The organism is Acinetobacter endophylla, from assembly GCF_053543775.1.
In genome coordinates, this window is the sequence record NZ_JBLVOM010000177.1 from 1 (window position 1) to 330 (window position 330).

The 330-nt window shown below is 37.9% G+C and carries 1 protein-coding gene; it reads right to left on the bottom strand.

Going from position 1 to position 330, the window contains the following annotated elements; all coding sequences use genetic code 11:
* On the bottom strand, positions 1 to 330 hold a 330-nt coding region (locus ACNPNW_RS06220; RefSeq protein WP_448766741.1), incomplete at both ends, for a S41 family peptidase.

Consider the following 330-nt stretch of genomic DNA (forward strand, 5'->3'; position numbering starts at 1 on the left):
AGTGAATCTCTTTTTTAGAGTAGTTCACAGTAAGCCCACTTTCCGGTAACTCAAATGAGAGCATATCACCTGACTTATTCGGGTCTCCATTCACTGCTTCTCCCATTAGAACTGCATGTAGTGATAAACGAAGATCTATAGCGTTGGCCATTGCAGAAGAAGCGCTATAACGGCCGATAAGAACAATAATATGGTTTTGAATTTTCGGCAATGCTGCTAGTTCATCTATTAAGGGACGAATAACCTCCGAATACCCACCTCTATTATTTCTCAAATCAATAATAATTTTTTTCACAGGAAATCTATTCACATCTTCTACAATATCTTGTG